18 protein-coding genes are annotated in these 16,422 nt (G+C 68.4%); 10 read left to right on the forward strand and 8 right to left on the reverse strand.

The features are described from left to right. Window positions 1-472 precede the first annotated feature (472 nt). Window positions 473-946, forward strand: a complete 474-nt coding sequence (locus QH290_RS18765; RefSeq protein WP_280267480.1) for a hypothetical protein — start codon at window positions 473-475, stop codon at window positions 944-946. Between the two features lie 236 nt (window positions 947-1,182). Beyond that, a complete protein-coding gene (gene rsgA, locus QH290_RS18770; RefSeq protein WP_280384240.1) occupies window positions 1,183-2,232 on the forward strand; it encodes a ribosome small subunit-dependent GTPase A in 1,050 nt (349 codons plus the stop codon). Between the two features lie 49 nt (window positions 2,233-2,281). On the opposite strand, the gene QH290_RS18775 is transcribed toward rsgA, so the two are convergent. Together QH290_RS18775 and QH290_RS18780 are read right to left on the reverse strand one after the other, a co-directional pair. Continuing rightward, window positions 2,282-2,644 carry a hypothetical protein gene (locus tag QH290_RS18775; RefSeq protein WP_280384242.1) on the reverse strand — a complete coding sequence of 121 codons (363 nt, stop codon included), beginning with the start codon at window positions 2,642-2,644 and terminating at the stop codon, window positions 2,282-2,284. Between the two features lie 44 nt (window positions 2,645-2,688). Further along, complete coding sequence (locus tag QH290_RS18780; RefSeq protein ID WP_280384244.1) at window positions 2,689-3,021, reverse strand: alpha/beta fold hydrolase; 333 nt, start codon at window positions 3,019-3,021, stop codon at window positions 2,689-2,691. A 203-nt stretch (window positions 3,022-3,224) separates the two neighbouring features. Between QH290_RS18780 and QH290_RS18785 the strand changes: the two genes are divergently transcribed. Continuing rightward, the gene (locus QH290_RS18785; RefSeq protein ID WP_280267484.1) at window positions 3,225-4,073 is read left to right on the forward strand and encodes an SDR family oxidoreductase; all 849 of its coding nucleotides are present in this window, start codon (window positions 3,225-3,227) and stop codon (window positions 4,071-4,073) included. Between the two features lie 130 nt (window positions 4,074-4,203). Beyond that, on the forward strand, window positions 4,204-4,716 hold the full coding sequence (locus QH290_RS18790; RefSeq protein ID WP_280384246.1) for a hypothetical protein: 513 nt from the start codon (window positions 4,204-4,206) through the stop codon (window positions 4,714-4,716). 10 nt (window positions 4,717-4,726) lie between these two features. On the opposite strand, the gene QH290_RS18795 is transcribed toward QH290_RS18790, so the two are convergent. Beyond that, window positions 4,727-5,242 (reverse strand): SRPBCC family protein, encoded by a 516-nt coding sequence (locus QH290_RS18795; RefSeq protein ID WP_280267486.1) that lies wholly within the window; start codon window positions 5,240-5,242, stop codon window positions 4,727-4,729. After that, a complete protein-coding gene (locus QH290_RS18800) occupies window positions 5,239-5,622 on the reverse strand; it encodes a hypothetical protein (RefSeq protein WP_280267487.1) in 384 nt (127 codons plus the stop codon). Before QH290_RS18800 ends, QH290_RS18795 begins: the two co-directional genes overlap by 4 nt. 21 nt (window positions 5,623-5,643) lie before the next feature. Here QH290_RS18800 and QH290_RS18805 point away from each other — a divergent pair, with 21 nt between their 5' ends. Continuing rightward, window positions 5,644-6,237: a TetR/AcrR family transcriptional regulator gene (locus QH290_RS18805; protein WP_280267488.1), complete on the forward strand. Its 594-nt coding sequence runs from the start codon at window positions 5,644-5,646 to the stop codon at window positions 6,235-6,237. 12 nt (window positions 6,238-6,249) lie between these two features. On the opposite strand, the gene QH290_RS18810 is transcribed toward QH290_RS18805, so the two are convergent. Together QH290_RS18810 and QH290_RS18815 are read right to left on the reverse strand one after the other, a co-directional pair. Then, window positions 6,250-8,172, reverse strand: a complete 1,923-nt coding sequence (locus QH290_RS18810; RefSeq protein ID WP_280267489.1) for a glycosyltransferase — start codon at window positions 8,170-8,172, stop codon at window positions 6,250-6,252. Window positions 8,173-8,280: 108 nt separating this feature from the next. Continuing rightward, window positions 8,281-8,790 carry a GtrA family protein gene (locus QH290_RS18815; protein ID WP_280384248.1) on the reverse strand — a complete coding sequence of 170 codons (510 nt, stop codon included), beginning with the start codon at window positions 8,788-8,790 and terminating at the stop codon, window positions 8,281-8,283. A gap of 117 nt (window positions 8,791-8,907) precedes the next feature. Between QH290_RS18815 and QH290_RS18820 the strand changes: the two genes are divergently transcribed. Together QH290_RS18820 and QH290_RS18825 are read left to right on the forward strand one after the other, a co-directional pair. Beyond that, window positions 8,908-9,876, forward strand: coding sequence for a glycosyltransferase (locus QH290_RS18820; protein WP_280267491.1), 969 nt, complete (start codon window positions 8,908-8,910; stop codon window positions 9,874-9,876). Next, on the forward strand, window positions 9,873-11,429 hold the full coding sequence (locus QH290_RS18825) for a DUF2142 domain-containing protein (RefSeq protein WP_280384250.1): 1,557 nt from the start codon (window positions 9,873-9,875) through the stop codon (window positions 11,427-11,429). The genes QH290_RS18820 and QH290_RS18825 overlap by 4 nt, the downstream gene beginning before the upstream one ends. Window positions 11,430-11,432: 3 nt before the next feature. On the opposite strand, the gene rfbB is transcribed toward QH290_RS18825, so the two are convergent. Further along, the gene (gene rfbB, locus QH290_RS18830; RefSeq protein WP_280384253.1) at window positions 11,433-12,434 is read right to left on the reverse strand and encodes a dTDP-glucose 4,6-dehydratase; all 1,002 of its coding nucleotides are present in this window, start codon (window positions 12,432-12,434) and stop codon (window positions 11,433-11,435) included. A 410-nt stretch (window positions 12,435-12,844) separates the two neighbouring features. Here rfbB and QH290_RS18835 point away from each other — a divergent pair, with 410 nt between their 5' ends. Continuing rightward, window positions 12,845-13,552 carry a DUF8020 domain-containing protein gene (locus tag QH290_RS18835; protein WP_280267494.1) on the forward strand — a complete coding sequence of 236 codons (708 nt, stop codon included), beginning with the start codon at window positions 12,845-12,847 and terminating at the stop codon, window positions 13,550-13,552. Between the two features lie 50 nt (window positions 13,553-13,602). Here QH290_RS18835 and QH290_RS18840 read toward each other — a convergent pair whose 3' ends face one another. Next, window positions 13,603-14,634, reverse strand: a complete 1,032-nt coding sequence (locus QH290_RS18840; protein ID WP_280384255.1) for an alpha/beta hydrolase — start codon at window positions 14,632-14,634, stop codon at window positions 13,603-13,605. A gap of 225 nt (window positions 14,635-14,859) precedes the next feature. Here QH290_RS18840 and rfbA point away from each other — a divergent pair, with 225 nt between their 5' ends. Continuing rightward, the gene (rfbA, locus tag QH290_RS18845) at window positions 14,860-15,765 is read left to right on the forward strand and encodes a glucose-1-phosphate thymidylyltransferase RfbA (protein ID WP_280267496.1); all 906 of its coding nucleotides are present in this window, start codon (window positions 14,860-14,862) and stop codon (window positions 15,763-15,765) included. A gap of 2 nt (window positions 15,766-15,767) precedes the next feature. Further along, complete coding sequence (locus QH290_RS18850; RefSeq protein WP_280384257.1) at window positions 15,768-16,325, forward strand: dTDP-4-dehydrorhamnose 3,5-epimerase family protein; 558 nt, start codon at window positions 15,768-15,770, stop codon at window positions 16,323-16,325. Window positions 16,326-16,422 lie beyond the last annotated feature (97 nt).

Genomic DNA, 16,422 nt, shown 5'->3' on the forward strand with positions numbered 1-16,422 from the left:
CAAGCCCGGCACCCCACAGCCGGGCGGTAACTCGGCCGCACCGCCTCAGCAGCCTGGATACGGGGCTGCGCAGCCCCACAGCGCCTCAGCGCCGCACGCGCAGCAGCCCGCCTTCGGCCCGGCTCCGTCCGGCCCCGGCGCGCCCCAGCCACACAGCGGTTCGGCGCCGCACCCGCAGCCTGCCTTCGGTGGTCCTGGTTTGGCGCAGCCGTACAACAATTCGGCGCCGCACCTGCAGCAGGCTGCCTCCGGAACAACGCAATCCGCTCCCGGCGCCCCGCAGCCGCACGGTGCTTCGGCGTCGCAGCAACCAGGTTTCGGTCCGGTGCAGCCCGGTTTCGGTGCGCCGCAGCCGAACGGTGGGCCGGTGCCCGGGTTTGCGCCGCCGGGGTATCCGGCGCAGCCCGGATACGGTGTGCCGCAGCAGGGTTCGCCTGGGGCGCAGGCTTACGGTGCTCCTGGGTATCCGGGTGTGGCAGCCAATCCCTATGGTGGGCAGGCCAATCCGTATCAGGCGGGGAATTACGGTGCGGGTCAGGCGCAGCAGTTCCAGCCCGAGCCGGGGCCGCCGGGCATCGTCCTGGACACCTCCTACACGCCGATGGCCTTCATGCTCGCCCTGACCGGGCCGACGATCCTCGTCAACGGGCAGCCGGTCCCGGCCGCGCGGTGGGGTGCCACCCATATTCCGCTCGGTGCGGGCCAGCACCACGTGCGGGTGAGCACCCGCTGGATGTGGGATATGGGACCTGCCGAGGCCATGGTGCCGGTGGCCGAGGGGCAGAGCACCCGGGTCTACTACCGGGCGCCCGCGATCGCGTTCATCCGGGGCGCCATCGGCCCGGTGCCGCAATCGACACCCGGCATCCTGTTCACCTACCTGATCTTCGGGTTCGCCGTGCTGATGATCCTGCTCAACATCGCACTGATCGCGATCGCGCCGTAAGAGCCCGAAAATACCTTGCGCCCCGCGAGGGGTTGCTGTCATCGTTGTACCCGTCCACAACGGACGGCATCGTCGAAAGGTCGAGGAGGTGGAAGACATGCACGCCAACTATCGGGTTGTCGCGGCCGGGCAGCGGCCGGATATCGAAAGCCGCGCCGCCGCATGCGCTTCCACCCTCTCCTTGATGCACTGAGCCCGCGCCGGGCGCGGTGCCCGACGAATGGACGCTTTCCATCATGGTCGATTACGACCGTCTGCTTCCCTACGGCTGGAATCCGGCCGTATCTGCCGCGTACACACGGCTGCTCGACACCGGCTGGGTCCCGGCCCGCGTGATCCGGATGGATCGGAGCGAGTGCGACGTCGCGACACCCGAGGGGCTCGCGCGTGCGCGCTGCCCACGGGCGGATACCAACGTCAACGGCCTGTGTACCGGCGATTGGGTCGCCATTGATACAGAACTCGTTGTGCGGCAACTGCTCCCGCGCAAGACCGCCATCGTGCGCGCCTCGGTCTCCGGCCGATCGGAGGCGCAGGTCCTGGCCGCCAACGTCGACACGGTCCTGGTGTGCACCGCGGCCGACGGCGATGTCGACCTGGGCCGCATCGAGCGAATGTTGGCGCTGGCCTGGGAATCCGGAGCACAGCCGGTGGTGGTGCTGTCGAAAGCCGACCTGGCCGTGGATATTCCGCTCGACGAGGTGCGCGCCGTGGCGCCGGGGGCGACGACGCTGGCCGTCAGCGCCACCACGGGGCTGGGCATGGATGTGCTCACCGCGGTGCTGGACGGCACGGTCGCCCTGATCGGCCCCTCCGGGGCGGGCAAGTCGACACTGGCGAATGCGCTGCTCGGCGCGGAAGTGTTCGCCACCAACGAGGTTCGCGCCGCGGACAAACGCGGTCGGCATACGACGGTGCATCGCGAACTGCGGCCGCTACCGGGCGGCGGCACCCTCATCGACACCCCCGGCCTGCGCTCGGTGGGGCTGTGGGACGCCACCGAGGGGCTCGAGCGCACCTTCAGCGATATCGAATCCTTCGCCGCGGAGTGCCGTTTCGCCGACTGCACGCACCGCACCGAACCGGGATGCGCCGTGCGGGCGGCCCTCGACTCGGGCGCACTGCCCCAGCGGCGCTGGGACAGCTATCGCAAACTCCAGCGCGAGAACGAATGGCTGGCGGCGCGTTCGGATGCCCGCCTGCGCGCGGAGCGCCAGCGGGAATGGAAGAACGTCGAGAAATCGCAACGCTGGGCCTATCGCGAGCGTCGATCGCGCGGCCGGTAGCGGATGTTTCGCATACCCACAAGCATGTGGCCGAACGGATCTCATCCCGTCAGCCCGCCGAGACCTCCTCGCCCACGGTGGCCGCCGTCTCACGGACGGCCTCGGCGATGGCGCGAAAGTCCTTGCGCACGATGTGGGAGTGATTGCTCGCGACCTTCGCGCCGACCTTCACGTTCGGGTTGTGGGCGAGCACCGGGTCCAGAGAGGTCCGCGCCCGCTCCATCTCCCCGTCCTCGCTGCCCAGGCTGTTGCCCGTGGCCAGCACGAAGCGGGCCGGGCAGGTCAGGCGCTCGAGGATCGGCACGCTGGCCGCGGCGTACTCGTTCGCGTCGATGCCGACCTCGGCGTGCTGGGCGGCGCTCATCCGCGCGGCCAGGCCGAACGGGCGCACCACCGGCAGCAGGAACCGCATCCGGTGGAACAGCTTGCGGATCCGTTCCCGGCCCGCCTCGCCGGTCAGGCCGAGGACCAGCCCACCAGCAGCGCCCGGTCCACTCCCCGCGCCGCGAGGACGGCATCGACGTCGCGCAGCGCGGCCTCGAACGAGTAGTCCGCCGAGGTCTTCGATTTGCCGCGGGCCCGCTCGTCGAAGGTGATGTGCCGGTATTCGGGGCCGAGTTCGGCGATCACGTGCCGCCAATGCTTCTGGTCGGCGTAGGCGCCGTTCAGGTAGATGATCGGACGGCCGGTCCCGCCGGTGTCGGTGACCGCCAGGGCCGTGTCGTCGACCGGCACCATGCCGCTCCAGGCGTTCGCCGTGCTGTTCGAGATGTTCGCTGTGCTCGTCATGTGAGTACTGTCGCGAGCCAGCCTTATACCGACCTGATCCCGGCCTGACACGACCCCTGACACTGCGTCACGAACCTCACTATGCAACTGGTTGCATACCGGCGGACCTCTCGCTTACTGTGCGAATCGGACCGAACCCGGCCCCGGCGGCCATCCGCCCGGGATGATCGAGTCGGGGGCGTCGCAGAGATTGGAGCAGGCGTATGACGGAAGCAGGGAAGCCGCTCGCGGGCCGGACCATGATCATGTCCGGCGGCAGCCGCGGCATCGGGCTGGAGATCGCCAAGCGGGCCGCCGCGGACGGGGCCAACATCACGCTGATCGCGAAGACCGATCAGCCACATCCGAAGCTGCCCGGCACCATCCACACCGCGGCGGCGGAACTCGAGGAGGCCGGCGGCACGGTCCTGAAGTTCGTCGGCGACGTCCGCGACGACGAGGCGGTGGCGCGGGCGGTCCAGCAGACCATGGAGCGTTTCGGCGGCATCGACCTGGTGGTCAACAATGCCTCGGCGATCGACCTGTCGCCGACCGAGTTGCTGCCGATGAAGAAGTACGACCTGATGCAGGACATCAACTGTCGCGGCAGCTTCCTGCTGTCCAAGCTGAGCATCCCCGCGCTGAAGCGCTCGGCCGATCTGGGGCGCGACCCGCACATCCTGACCCTGTCGCCGCCGCTGAACCTGGATCCGAAGTGGGCCGGTTCCTCGCTCGGCTACACCATCGCCAAGTACGGAATGTCGCTCACCACTTTGGGATTGGCCGAGGAGCTGCGCCAGTACGGCATCGGCGTCAACTCGCTGTGGCCGCGCACCACCATCGCCACCGCGGCGGTCCGCAACCTGCTCGGCGGCGAGGAGATGGTCCAGACCTCTCGCACCCCCGACATCTACGCCGACGCCGCCTACCTGGTACTCACCTCGCCCGCCAAGGACACCACCGGCAACTTCTTCATCGATGACGAGGTCCTGGCCGCCCACGGCGTCACCGACCTCGACAAGTACCGCGTAGTCCCCGGCGACGCCCCCCTCACCACCGACCTCTTCCTCTGAAGCCGCAATCGAATGCATTGCATAGCAAGGGGTTTCGGATTCGGCAGCGCGATCATGGTCACATACCGGTCGCTTGATTTGCCGGTAGATTGGGGCTCGGGTCGGGTTGGCGATTGGAGTTGGTAGGCGTATGGGTCAGCGGTTGAGGGTCGGGCTCGGGTTGGCCGCCGCGTTCGCAGGGGCGGTCGGGGTGCTCGCACCACAGGCGGCGGCGCGGGAGTTGGCTCCGGGCGTCTCGTGCGAGGGGTTCACCTGTCGCAACGACACGGATGACACCTACCGGGTCGAGGGCGTCGCGCACTGTTCGGACGGGCTGTCGGTCCCGGTCGAGAAGTATGTCGGGCCGCGCTTGCAGGCGGCGCGGGTGGATGTCTTCTGCGGGTCGACGACCGAGCCGGGGACCTGGGAGGACCAGCCCCGGCGCCTGAGCCCCGGGACCTGGGAGCAGCAGCCGCCCACGATCGGGCCGGACGGGAAGCTCGAGTCGAAACCGCCGGTCTACAAGCCGGGCACCTGGGAAGATCAGCCGCGGGTGTACAAGCCGGGGCGGACCATCCCGCATCACGTGGTGAGCATCGACTATCGGAGCGCGGTGGTCGACAACGAGCCACCGCCGGCGCCGTCCGGCTCGGCCGGTTTCTGACGGAGCCGAGTCAACCGATCATCGGCCGGGCAGGAGGTGCCACCGCCTCCCGCTCGGCCAGGTCCCGCAGCGTCAGCAGCTGCTTGCGCGTCATCACGAAGTCCCCCAGCACCACCGGCGCGAGCAGCCACGCGGGCCCCCGGAATCGCACGCGCGCATGCAATCTGCAGCCATCGCCGTCCGGGTGGGCGGCGTAGGTGACCGCGACGCCGGTGGTCCGGAGCGTGAGCTGTCGACCGGGCGTGAAGTCGATCAGGGTGAAACCGGCCATGAAGCGCTGGCCGGGTTCGAGTTCCGTCAGCCGCCGATCGCGCTGCCGCGGACTGCGTCGACCGACATTGTCGAGCAGGTCGTAGCTGTATGGCGCCACCCGCAGCTGACACAGCCACGCGAAGACCAGCCCGTGCGGCGCATCCACGCTCACCGCCCGATCGCACACCGTCACGGTGCCGGAAAGCTCGTCGTCACAAGGCAGTTCGGCCGCGATCTCGTCCCGGGTGGCGCCCCAGATCCGCCCCGGAATCATGCCGGGCTCCGCTCGGCCGCGGCCGCGATGCGGCGCAGCAGTCGCCGTACCATCACGCGATGCCCGCCGGTGCCGATCACCAGCGCCCGATAGACACGCCCGACCGGACCCGAGAATTCGGCCCGGGATTCGGCGGTCAGGGCGGTATGCCCGGAGTCGGCCTCGGTCAGCGAAAACGCCAGCGCGTAGCGCGAAAACCGATGGTGCCCTACGAATGTCAACAGACGCGGCGGATTCACCTCGCCCACGGCGAAACCGGCCGAACCGGCCCGCAGATCGTTCGGATCGGGGCACATGGACCGCAGCAGCGCGGCCCATGTCCGCTCCCGATCGGCGGTGACTATTCTGGAGTATTGATCAATATAGGGCAGACGCTCCATATAGAAGGAACGTACTAGTACATGGCACCACCCCGCAAGCACGACACCGACGTGATCCTCGACGCAGCTCGCACCCTGGTGCTGCGGGACGGTCCGCGCGCTGCCAGCGTGGCCGCCATCGCTGCGGCCAGCGGCGCCCCCGTGGGCACGCTCTACCACCGGTTCGGCAACCGCAACGGCGTGCTCTCCGCGACCTGGATCCGCGCGGTGGAACGCTTTCAGAACCGCGCGCTGGCGGCCGCCGAGGATCCGGATCCCCTGGAGGCGGCGGTGGGCATGGCGGTCGCCGCCATAGACTTCGCCCGCACCCTCCCCGACGACGCCAAACTCCTGCTGAATCTGCGCCCCCGCGATCTGCTCGACGGCGCACCGGAAACCGAACTGCGCCAGCAACTCGACCGGATGAACGTGCCCCTCATCGAGCAGCTCCGCCGCGTCACCAGCGAGCTACTGGGCAACGACGACGAGCGCGCCATGGACCGCGTCGCCCGGGCCATCGTCGACCTCCCCAACGCCACCCTCCGTCGCCACGCCCGCTTCGGCGACCTCCCCACCTGGCTGGAATCCGACGTGGCCGACGCCGCCCGCACCCTGCTCACCGCCCCGTCCCGCTGAGGCGCCCGCGAGTCAGTCCCTGCTCGAGATGCCGTACAGGCGTTCCCAGTTCTCGCGGCTGGTGAGGTCCGGCATGGCGGCGCGGTATCGGCGGGACAGGGTGGGGAGTTCGCGGCGGAGGCGGCGCAGGACGCGGAGGGTGCGCAGGAGCAGGGCGCGGGCCTTGGCCTTGTCGCGCTTGCGGATTCGCACGCCGGATTGGGAGGCGTCGGTCACCACGACGTGGTCGAACAGGCCGATGTGCCACCAGTGCGCGTCCTCGCGGGTGACCGACTTCAGGCCCGGCTGAATGCGGCCGGTCCACTGCTGGATGGCGCGCTTGATCAGCACCAGCACCGGGCGGCTCGGCTCGCCGCCGGCGCGCCGGACCTCGATATCGGCATTGCGGATCGGCGCGGTGGCGGCCGGATGCTTGACCGTCTCGCCGTACTCGCCGCGGCTGGTGCGCGCGGCCGCCAAGGCGGCCTGACCGCCGTCGGCCAGCATCTGCGGACCCTTCAGAAAATCCTCGATGCCCTGCAGCGTGGTATGCGCGAGCCCGTATTGCATACCCACCAGATATTCGCTGATCTCCCGGAACAGCCTGCGGGTCACGGCCTTCGGATCCAGGTCGGTATGCAGCGAGGAGACGATGAGCGAGTTGCGCGAGGAGAAGTAGCGCGCCCAGTCGTCGAAATCCTTCCAGTAGAAGTCGGCATGCCAGACCGCCGCATTCGGCAGCGTGACGGTGACGAAACCGTTCTCGCGGGCACGCAAACCGTATTCGACGTCGTCCCACTGGAAGAAGATCGGGATCGGCAGGCCGATGCGGGCGACCACCTCGGCCGGGATCAGACAGGTCCACCAGGCGTTGTACCCGGCATCGACCCGCCGCTCCTGATTGCGCTTGAGCATGCTGGTGTTGCGCAGCGCCTTCGGCACCTTCTGGCCGTGCCGCAGGATCGGCAGCTTCGTCTCTTCCGCACCGACGTTGAGATAGTCGGGGTTGAGCAGGAACAGCATCTGCGCGCCCACCAGGGTCGGCTCGACGGTCATATTCGCAAAGGCGTTGAGCCGCAACACCGTTTCCGGTTCGCAGAGGATGTCGTCGTCCATCAGAATCACGTCGGCATGCTCGTTGGCCGCCGACACCTCGTACAGCCCGCGCGTAAAGCCGCCCGCCCCACCGAGATTCGGCTGCCGCAGATAGCGCAGCTTGTCCCCGAACTTCGGCAGCGTCTGCTGATACAGCGGCCGATCCTCGACCAGGTCGGTGCCCTGGTCCACCACGTACACCGCGTCGATGGCGGCCAGGACGGTCGGATCGGAGGCCAGCGCGGAGACCGTCTGCGCGCAGTCCTCGGCGCGGTTGAACGTGCAGATCGCGATCGCCACCGGCCGGACCCGGTCCGGAGCCGCAGTGGTCCACTCCAGCTCGCCGATCGCGACTTCGCCTCCGACGGCGTCGAATTCGAGCCACAGGGCACCGCCGTCGACGTACTGATCCAGCGGCGCGCGCAGCGTCACGCGGTTGCCCCGCCCGTTCCCACCCGCGCGCACGTCCGCGGTATCGATGATCCGGCGGTGCCCCGCGATATCGGAGGCGGCCAGGCGAATTCGCGCCCGGTCGGCGACCTCGAGGGTCATCGCGACCTCGACCTCGGTCACCGTGGTCCAGCGCTGCCAGTAGCTGGCCGCGAACCGGCCGAAGTAGGTGTTGGTGTGCGCGGTCGCGCCCTTCTCCAGCCGCAGCGCCAGCCGCTCGCGCACGGCCTTGCCCTTGACCACCGCGTACATCTCGGCGCTGATCTTCGGTGCGGGCCCGGCGAAGACACCCCGCTGTAGCACCAGCCGATCCGGGGCCTGGTGGTCGGCCCGCAAGGCGGCGGGAGCGGAATCGGCAAGACGCCGGTCGTTCTCGGTTGCGGTCACGGCCTGCCCAGCCGACTGATCCATAAGGCGGTCCCTTTGTGTTTTTGTGTTGGTGTGCTGTGACGGCGCCGTGGAATCGCCGAAATATGCGCGCTCTCGTGCCCGGGGGCGAGCGGCACCATTATCTCCATCTCACGCGTCGGCGGCGGATCGGGCCGCCTTCTCCCCGGTGAACACGAACTTGTCGTAGGCCCAGTACCGGAAGACCACCGCCACGATCTGGCCGATCAGCGTGCCGGAGACGTTGTCGGCCAGCGGCGAGGACAGCTCCAGGACATACCGCGAGAAACCCAGGCAGCCCAGTTGCAGTCCGATCGCGACCACGTTGAACAGCGCGTAGAGCACGTATTCGCGGGCCGGGCTGCCGCCCTGCTTGTGCGAGAACGTCCACCACTTGTTGCCGAAGTAGGTGACCACGGTCGCCACCACGATCGCGATGATCTTGGCGGGCAGCGGCGCGTGATACAGCACGCCCTCGCCGCCCCAGAAGACCAGCAGGTTGTAGGTTCCGGCGTCGACCAGAAAGCCGATCGCGCCGACCACGAGGAACGCCCCGCCCTGCCGCAGTGCGGTGGTCACCCGCGCCAGCAGTGGCGCCCCTGGCCGATCCGCCTGCTCGGTCACGGTTTCACTGGTGGGCACCCCGCGACGGTACCGCAAGCGTGACACAGTGAGGGTTAACGGGCGAGTCCGGGCCGCACCCCTGTACCCTCCCGGTGTTCCGTATTTCACCGTCCGAGCAAACTGAGGACTGACGGGGTGGATTCCACCGAGCTTCGCATCGCCGCAGTGGTGCCCTGCCACAACGAGGAGGCCGCGGTCGCCAAGGTCGTCGGCGACCTGAAGGCCGCCGTACCGGGCATCGTCGTCTACGTCTACGACAACCTGAGCACGGATGCCACGGCCGACCGTGCGCGCGCGGCGGGCGCGATCGTGCGCACCGAGCACACCAAGGGCAAGGGCAATGTGGTGCGCCGCGCCTTCGCCGATATCGAGGCAGACGTCTACGTGATGATCGACGGCGACGACACCTACGACGCCTTCGCCGCGCCGGTGATGATCAAGACGCTGCTCGAGGGCCCCTACGATCACGTGCTCGGCGTGCGCAAGCAGAACGAGGGCGAGAACGCCTACCGGACCGGCCACGAGACCGGCAACAAGGTGCTCAACGGCGTGGTCGGCAAGGTATTCGGCGAGAATGTCGAGGACATGCTCTCGGGCTACCGGGTGTTCTCGCGCCGGTTCGTCAAGAGCTTCCCGGCGGTGTCGCGCGAATTCGAGATCGAGACGGAACTGACCGTGCATTCGCTGCACCTGCGGGTGCCGCAGACCCAGGTGCGCGTCGGATTCCGCGACCGCCCCGCGGGCAGCGAGAGCAAGCTGCGCACCTACCACGACGGCTTCAAGATCTTGAACCTGATCGCCGGGCTGGCCCGGCACGAGCGCCCGGTGGCGTTCTACGGCCTGTTCGGCACCCTGGCGTGGCTGGTGTCGGTCATCCTGATCACCCCGATCGTCATCGAGTTCTACGAGACCCACGAGGTACCGCGCTTCCCGACGCTGTTCCTCGGCTTCACGCTGCTGCTGCTGGGCAGCCTGGCCTGGACCGCGGGCCTGATTCTCGACGGCATCCGCCGCTCCCGGCACGAGGCCGCGCGCCTGATGTACCTGCGGTATTCGGCGGTGGGCGCGGAGAACGAGGATCGGGTCGGCGAGGCTCGCCGATGACAACCCAGGCCCGGCCGGAGACCACCGATGCGGGGCACTCCGGGAACGGGCACGAGGCCGCGACCGAGACGACGGCGGAGACGCCCCCCAGAGTCGATCCGCTGCGCCGGGCCATGGGCTGGGTGCAGCACAAACTGGGCGCGGCCACCGCGGCCTTCCTCGTGATCGCCGCGCTCTTCGGGGCCGTGTGGGCCGTGGTCACGCCGCCGTTCTGGGGACACGACGAGATCACCCAGTTCGGGCGGGCCTACCAGGTCGCGCACGGCGGATTCCTGCCGCAGCGCATCCACGACGATCGCGGCATCGCCTACGGCGGCGACGTCCCGCTGAGCATCGACGGCCTGATGGGCTACGCGTTCTACGACTACAACCGCAAGCCCGCCGAGCCCGAGCCGATGGCGGCCGATCGCATCTCCTACCGGCTGCTGGAATCGGCGCCGGTCACCACCGATGCCAAGAAGCCGGTCTGGTTCACCAACACCGCGGCCTACTCCCCGGTCCCGTATGTGCCTGCGGCCGTGGGCATCCGGCTGGCGGAGGCGCTCGACCTCGACGTGGGCGGCATGATGCTGGTGACGCGGCTGGCCGGGCTGGTCGCCTATCTGGCCGTCGTCGGATTCGCGCTGTGGGTGCTGCGCAAGTTCCGGCTGCAGTGGCTGGCCTTCGCCGTCGCGGTGCTGCCGATCGCGCTGTTCCAGGCCGGGACGGTCACCGCCGACACGCTCACCAACGCGCTCGCGGTGCTGGTGTCCTGCCTGCTGGTGAAGGGCTTGTTCCTCGGCGAAAAGCTGTCGCGCACGGAGATCGCGGTGACACTCGCCGCGACCGTCGCGCTGCCGCTGTGTAAGCCGACCTACGTGCTGCTGGCCATGCTGACGGTGCTGATTCCGGCCCGGCAGTACGGATTCTCGAGCTGGCGGCGCTGGATTCCGTGGGGCTGCGCGGCGATCGGCGCCGGGGCATTCGCGGTGTGGATGAAGATCGCCGGACCCACCACCGACGGCATGGGGCTGATGCGCCCGCCCGCCCAATGGCATTCGGTCCGTCCCAGCGACCAGCTGAACGGAATTCTGAAGCACCCCATGGATTTCCTGAGCACCTTCGTCGAGAGCATCTGGTTCCGCGATCAGCGCTGGTTCACCCAGTTCTTCGGGGAACTCGGATTCGCCTATATCGACGTGCCCGCGGTGTCGATTCTGGCCTGTCTGCTGGCATTCGCGGTCGGCCTGGGAATTTCCGAGCGGATGACCGCGGATCGGCTGCGCACCTGGGTCGTCGCGCTCACCGTGCTGGCGAGCGTCGCGATGATCTATGTGACGCTGTACATGTCGTTCTCACCGGTCGGCTACTACCTCGTCGACGGCGTGCAGGGCCGCTATTTCGTGCCCCTGGCGATCGCCGCGTTCGCGGTGCTGCTGCGGTGGATGCCGTTGCGGCTGACGAACGGTCGCGGGGTGACGCCGTCGCGGGGGCCCGCGATCGCGATCGTGGTCGCCACGGTGATCTCGCTCGCGGCCGCCGTCGCCAAGTACCACTTCCTGGTGTGGGGCTGAGCGTCAGAGCACCTTTTCTCCGGCGTCGGCGTAGGCCCGCTCGGTGACCTCTTTCTGCGGGCGCCACCAGTCCTCGTGCTCGCGGTACCAGCGAATGGTGTCCGCCAGCCCGGAGCGGAAATCGGAATACCGTGGCTCCCACCCCAGTTCGGTGCGCAGCAGGGTGGCGTCGATGGCGTAGCGCTGATCGTGGCCGGGCCGGTCGGTGACGTGGTCGAAATCGTCGGGGTCCCGGCCGAATTCGGCGAGGATCAACCGCACGACGGCCTTGTTGTCGAGTTCACCGTCCGCGCCGATCAGATAGGTCTGCCCGACCCGGCCGCGGTCGAGAATCGCCCATACCGCGCGATTGTGGTCGTCGACGTGAATCCAGTCGCGCACCTGGTGCCCCGCGCCGTACAGCCGCGGCCGCACCCCGTCGATCAGATTGGTGATCTGGCGCGGAATGAACTTTTCCACGTGCTGATACGGGCCGTAATTGTTGCTGCAGTTGGAGATCGTCGCGCGCACCCCGAACGAGCGCACCCAGGCGCGCACCAGCATGTCGCTGGAGGCCTTGGAGGCCGAATACGGGCTGGACGGGTTGTAGGGGGTGGACTCGCCGAAAGCCGGATCGTCGGCGGCGAGATCCCCGTACACCTCGTCGGTCGAGATGTGGTGATACCGCACGTCGTGCCGCCGCACCGCCTGCAGCAGCGAATAGGTGCCGACGATATTCGTCTGCACGAACGGCCACGGCTGCGCCAGCGAGTTGTCGTTGTGCGATTCGGCGGCGAAATGCACGACCGTGTCCACCCCGCCGACGAGCCGGTCCACCAGCTCCAGGTCGGCGATGTCGCCGTGCACGAAGTCGATGCGGTCGGCGACCGGCTCCAGCGAGGACCGGTTGCCGGCATAGGTGAGCTTGTCCAGCACCACCACCCGGCTGTCGGGTCGCTCGGCGAGGGTCTGGTGGACGAAGTTGGCACCGATGAACCCGGCGCCCCCGGTTACGAGCAATCGCACGATCGTCCACACTATCGGCTGCCTCCGGAGCGGGACGCACGGACATGCGCCGCGGCGGCGAAAATGTGCAACAAAATTTCTATTGGTACCAAACGGTCCAACCGGGCAGTCTGTTATTTCGCCGAGCGACGCCGACGGCGAGCGATGCAAATCACGATTTTATTAAGCAACCCACCGGAGCGGTGTGACCTTCGACACATGCACTCACCGGAGGTGGGAGCAGCGAGCGTCCTACCTGCCACGAAAAGAGCACGCGCGCTGCATGTTTCCAAAATCCCACAAGCCGCAACGACCCGGTGGTGAACAGAATTTGAATGAACGGTCACGGCAGGTTCACCGCTCGTTAGCTGGCTTCCATTTCGATTCTCATGTCCCCCCGAACCACACTCTCTACCGAGGTTCCAAAAAAAATGCTGATGAGGAAATTCGCCGCGACGTCGGCACTGCTGATCGCCGCGCTCGGCGTGACCGCCGGTACCGTGAACGCGGCCCCGGCCGCCGATGAGGGCGTCGTCAACTACAAGGCGACCACCACCGAGACCCACACCGTCATCTCCACCGACGGTGGATCCCTGGTCAACGAGAACGGCGTCTTCAAGATCAAGGCCGCCAACGGAACCACCCTGGCCGGACAGGAACTGAACTTCCGTGTCGACGACTTCGTGTTCCCGATCGCCGCGGACATCTCCGGCAACACCGCGACCCTGACCCCGCAGTTCGACATGGCGCACGCGACCTACAAGCCGGTCGCCCTGCCGTTCGAGGAGTCGGCGCCGTGGAAGACCCCGTACGACCGTGAGCAGGCCGCCTTCAACCGCATGAAGGACACCATCTCCACCGGCGCCGCCATCGGCACCCTGGTGGGCGGCATCGGCGGCGGCGCCGTCGGCTGCATCCTCGGTGGCATCGCCGGCGCGACCGTGGCCTCGGCCACCATCGTCGGCCTGTTCGGCCCGTTCATCCCGGCCGCCGCCGTCGGCTGCCTCGGCGGCATCATCGCCATCGGCGCCCTGGGCACCCTGGCCGGTCAGCTGCTGATCACCGCCCCGGTGGCGATCGCGGCCGCGGCGCAGTACTTCACCACCATCAACCAGCCGTTCAACCCGCCCGCCAAGTAACAATTCGAAGGCACCCCCGCCCAGCCGTGCTGTGCGGGGGTGCCTTTCGTTCAGGCCGTGCGTGCCGCGCGTTCGGCCTCGATCCGCGCCCGCACGAAACGCGCCACCCGCCCCAGCGCCGCGCGACTCTCCGGCAGCCCCGGGGCGATGCTCATGAACGCGTGCACCTGTCCGCGCCACAGCTCCAGTGAATTCGGCACCCCGGCCGCGGTGAGCCGCCGGGCCATGAGTTCGCAGTCGTAGCGCAGTAATTCGTCCTCGCCGACGATCAACAGGGCGGGCGGCAGGCCCGCCAGCTCGCCGTTCACCGGCGACAGCGCCGGATCGAGGACGCGACACTCGGCGCCCGTGCCCGTCCCGTAGCGCACCATCTGCCGCATCGCCGACAGCGGGATGTAGGCGTCGCGGCCGATGTTGACGTAGTCACGCTTGGCCTCGCAGTCCAGATCCAGCGCCGGGGACAGCCCCACCAGCCCGGCGGGCGCGGGCAAGCCGGATGCGATGGCGCGCAACGCGGTAGCGAAGCTGAGAAAGCCGCCCGCCGAGTCGCCCGCGAACACGATCCGCGCCGGATCGGCGCCGTGCCGCAGCAGCCAGCGATAGGCGGTGAGGCAGTCCTCGATCGATCCGGCGATGGAAGTGCCGGGCAGCTGGCGATATTCGACGTTCAGCACCGGCAGGCCGGTGCGCCGGGCCAGCGCGGCCGCGACCGGTCGATGCGAATCCAGGCCGCAGAGAAAGAAACCGCCGCCGTGCATGTACATCACGGCGCCGTCGCGCAGCGACCGCCGGGCACCGGCGGGCCGCAATATCTCCATGCGAAAACCGCTGAGCCGCACCCCTTCCCGCTCCACGCCGGAGGGCGCCGGGCGCAGCCGGGCCAGGCCGTCGACGACCGTACTCGCCAGCGGCATGGTCGCCGGATGGATCGGGAAGTGCCGGACGATCGGCCGCACCACACCCCGGCAGGCCAGCTGCAGCGCGCGCGACACCGGGCTGCCTCCGTCCGGGTTCACGACAATGCCTGGTTCGCTGGGGAATTCGCGGGCCTGACCGCTCGCACCGACCGGGATCGCCACCATGGCGCACCTACCTCACTCCGGGCGCGACGAACCGGCAGCCGGAGTCCGGCGGCGAGCTGTCGGCGCTGACATCTCACACGGTGTCCTTCGAGGACACCACGCGAACGTGACCTACGCAACAATTCGTCGCCGTTTCGTGGTCCGGGTAAACCGCCGTGATCGTTTCGCGGTCTACTCGGAACCTCGCCGAGCCCTCGGATGCGGGCAATGGCAGACTGCTGTGACATGCGCGGAATCATCCTGGCCGGTGGCACCGGGTCACGGCTGCACCCGATCACGCGCGGGGTGAGCAAACAGTTGGTCCCGGTGTACGACAAGCCGATGGTGTACTACCCGCTGTCGACGCTCATGCTCGCCGGCATCCGGGACATCCTCGTCATCACCACCCCGGAGGATGCCGACGCGTTCCGCCGGTTGCTGGGCGACGGCTCCGCGTTCGGGCTGTCGATCGACTACGTGGTGCAGCCGGAGCCGGACGGGCTGGCGCGCGCATTCGTGCTCGGCGCCGACCACATCGGCGGCGATTCGGCCGCACTGGTGCTGGGCGACAACATCTTTCACGGCCCCGGGCTCGGCACCCGGCTGCGCCGCTTCGAGCGCCTCGACGGCGGCGCGGTATTCGCCTACCGGGTGTCGGACCCGAGCGCGTACGGCGTCATCGAATTCGCCGGCGGCAAGGCCGTTTCCATCGAGGAGAAGCCGAAGCTGCCGCGGTCCAACTACGCGATTCCGGGGCTGTACTTCTACGACAACGACGTGGTCGAGATCGCCCGCGGGCTGCGGCCGTCGTCGCGCGGCGAGTACGAGATCACCGACATCAATCGCACCTATCTGGAACAGGGCAGGCTGTCGGTGGAGGTACTGGCCCGCGGCAGCGCCTGGCTGGACACCGGCACCTTCGATTCGCTGCTCGACGCCGCCAACTACGTGCGGACCATCGAGGAGCGGCAGGGGCTGAAAATCGGGGTACCCGAGGAAGTGGCCTGGCGCATGGGCTACATCGACGACGAGCAGCTGTGCCGCTTGGCCGAGCCACTGGTGCGCTCCGGATACGGCGGGTACCTGCTCGGCCTGCTCGAGCACGGGCGCGGGTACGACGGGGCCGACCACGCCGGAATGGAGTTCCGATGAGCATGCGGATCCGGGAGCTCGCCGTGCCCGGCGCGTGGGAGTTCACGCCCACGCTGCGCGGCGACGAGCGCGGGGTGTTCGTCGAATCGTTCAAGGCGTCGGAGTTCGAGAAGGCGGTCGGGCGCCCGTTCGATCTGCTGCAGGTCAACACCTCCACCTCGGCCGCCGGGGTGCTGCGCGGCATCCATTACACCGAGGATCCGCCCGGGCAGGCCAAGTACGTGACCTGCGTGCGCGGCGCCTTCCTCGACGTGGTGGTCGACCTGCGCCGCGACTCGCCCACCTTCGGCACCTGGGACGCGGTGGTGATCGACGATGTGCACCGCCGCTCGGTATTCCTGACCGAGGGTCTCGGCCATGCCCTGCTCTCGCTCGAGGACGAATCCACCGCCACCTACCTGTGCTCGCTCGAATACACCCCCGAATTCGACCGGGACCTGGACGCTTTCGACCCCGAGCTGGGGATCGAATGGCCCACGGTGGGCCGCGACGGCAAGCCTCTGACATTCATCCGCTCCCCCAAGGACGCTGCGGCGCCGGGCCTGCAGGACCTGCACTGAGCAAACCGCGGGGGGGGGAAAATTTTTGCCCCCCCCCGGTTTTAAACGAACCCCCCCCGGGTGGTAAAGGCGGCCCATTGAATTAACCCGCGGGCAA

Source organism: Nocardia wallacei, assembly GCF_029869545.1.
Lineage (GTDB): Bacteria > Actinomycetota > Actinomycetes > Mycobacteriales > Mycobacteriaceae > Nocardia > Nocardia wallacei_A.

Excerpts from the sequence above, each read along its gene's own strand:
- QH290_RS18810 (WP_280267489.1), bottom strand. The coding sequence starts at position 8,172 with ATGGATCAGTCGGCTGGGCAGGCCGTGACCGCAACCGAGAACGACCGG.
- QH290_RS18840 (WP_280384255.1), bottom strand. The coding sequence starts at position 14,634 with ATGGTGGCGATCCCGGTCGGTGCGAGCGGTCAGGCCCGCGAATTCCCC.
- QH290_RS18795 (WP_280267486.1), bottom strand. The coding sequence starts at position 5,242 with ATGATTCCGGGGCGGATCTGGGGCGCCACCCGGGACGAGATCGCGGCC.
- QH290_RS18780 (WP_280384244.1), bottom strand. The coding sequence starts at position 3,021 with ATGACGAGCACAGCGAACATCTCGAACAGCACGGCGAACGCCTGGAGC.
- QH290_RS18850 (WP_280384257.1), top strand. The coding sequence starts at position 15,768 with ATGCGGATCCGGGAGCTCGCCGTGCCCGGCGCGTGGGAGTTCACGCCC.
- QH290_RS18825 (WP_280384250.1), top strand. The coding sequence starts at position 9,873 with ATGACAACCCAGGCCCGGCCGGAGACCACCGATGCGGGGCACTCCGGG.
- QH290_RS18785 (WP_280267484.1), top strand. The coding sequence starts at position 3,225 with ATGACGGAAGCAGGGAAGCCGCTCGCGGGCCGGACCATGATCATGTCC.
- QH290_RS18790 (WP_280384246.1), top strand. The coding sequence starts at position 4,204 with ATGGGTCAGCGGTTGAGGGTCGGGCTCGGGTTGGCCGCCGCGTTCGCA.
- QH290_RS18800 (WP_280267487.1), bottom strand. The coding sequence starts at position 5,622 with ATGGAGCGTCTGCCCTATATTGATCAATACTCCAGAATAGTCACCGCC.
- rsgA (WP_280384240.1), top strand. The coding sequence starts at position 1,183 with ATGGTCGATTACGACCGTCTGCTTCCCTACGGCTGGAATCCGGCCGTA.
- rfbA (WP_280267496.1), top strand. The coding sequence starts at position 14,860 with ATGCGCGGAATCATCCTGGCCGGTGGCACCGGGTCACGGCTGCACCCG.
- QH290_RS18805 (WP_280267488.1), top strand. The coding sequence starts at position 5,644 with ATGGCACCACCCCGCAAGCACGACACCGACGTGATCCTCGACGCAGCT.
- QH290_RS18775 (WP_280384242.1), bottom strand. The coding sequence starts at position 2,644 with ATGCGGTTCCTGCTGCCGGTGGTGCGCCCGTTCGGCCTGGCCGCGCGG.
- QH290_RS18835 (WP_280267494.1), top strand. The coding sequence starts at position 12,845 with ATGCTGATGAGGAAATTCGCCGCGACGTCGGCACTGCTGATCGCCGCG.